Genomic DNA, 1370 nt, shown 5'->3' with positions numbered 1-1370 from the left:
TAAAAAATAACCACCCATACCGAACAAAAAGCCGACAAAATTGTATACTATTTTCATGAAACTTCCGCAGTCAAGGCTGCGAAAAAAGGATTAACCAATGAAGAAGTGGCTTTTGTCCATGATGATGCTTCTGCCGACGCTGGCGCTGGCAGAGGATACGCTCGATACAGGTGATACGGCCTGGATGATGGTGTCAACAGCATTCGTACTGCTGATGACGCCGGCAGGTCTGGCACTCTTTTACGCCGGGATGACACGTTCAAAGAACGTGCTTAATACCTATGCAATGGTCATGGGTGCATTTGTCGTTGCCTTTGTGGTCTGGGTCATTGCAGGCTACTCCATCGCCTTCGGTGCAAGCGAGAGCGCAGCACTGCAGAACGTGTTCGGCGGCTTCGGCAACGTCTTCCTTTCCGGTATCAACTGGTCTGACCTGTCCGGCAGCTACCCGACCTTCGTCTTCATCGCCTTCCAGGGTACGTTCGCAGCGATCACCGTTGCGATCGCGTCCGGTTCCGCGATCGAGCGTATGAAGTTCTCCACATGGATGCTCTTCGTTGTCCTCTGGGGCCTGGTGGTCTACGCACCGATTACGCACATGGTATGGGGCGGCGACGGTGCCTACCTCTTCGATGAAGGTGCCCTTGACTTCGCCGGCGGTACGGTTGTCCACATGAACGGCGGTCTGGCCGGTCTGGTCCTGGCGATCATGCTCGGTAAACGTGCAGGTTACCCGAAATCTCCGATCAAGCCGGTGAGCATCATCCTGACTGCTGCCGGTGCAGCCCTGCTGTGGTTCGGCTGGTACGGCTTCAACGGCGGTTCCGCATTCGGCGCAAACGCTATCGCAGGTCTCGCGGTTCTGACAACAACGATCGCTACGGCAGCTGCGGGTGTCACCTGGATGCTGATCGAGTGGTTCATGTTCAAGAAACCGACCCTGCTCGGTGTCGCTTCCGGTATCGTTGCCGGTCTCGTCGCGATCACGCCGGCCGCCGGCTTCGTCGGTGTNGATCGCTACGGCAGCTGCGGGTGTCACCTGGATGCTGATCGAGTGGTTCATGTTCAAGAAACCGACCCTGCTCGGTGTCGCTTCCGGTATCGTTGCCGGTCTCGTCGCGATCACGCCGGCCGCCGGCTTCGTCGGTGTCGGCGGTGCCTTCATCGTCGGTATCGTCGGTGCACTCATCGGCTTCTTCGGTGTCGCGATCCTGAAAAAGAAACTGGGCTACGACGACAGCCTCGATGCCTTCGGTATCCACTTCCTTGCTGGTCTGTGGGGTGCGATCGCTACGGGTATCTTCGCGCTGAACGATCAGGACCTCCTCTGGGACGGTCCGCTCAAAGCAAGCGGCGACCGTATGGGTCAG

Annotated in this window: 2 pseudogenes; both read left to right on the top strand. The window is 57.6% G+C overall.

From position 1 onward, the window contains the following. Positions 1-97: 97 nt before the first annotated feature. Positions 98-1006, top strand: a pseudogene (locus ACXWTF_RS13415) (ammonium transporter); the annotation flags it as partial. A 37-nt stretch (positions 1007-1043) separates the two neighbouring features. Continuing rightward, a pseudogene (locus ACXWTF_RS13410) lies at positions 1044-1370 on the top strand (ammonium transporter); the annotation flags it as partial.

This window comes from Thiomicrolovo sp. ZZH C-3 (genome assembly GCF_054862725.1).
The sequence above is the reverse complement of the archived record's forward strand: the minus strand, read 5'-3'. Positions and strand labels throughout refer to the sequence as shown.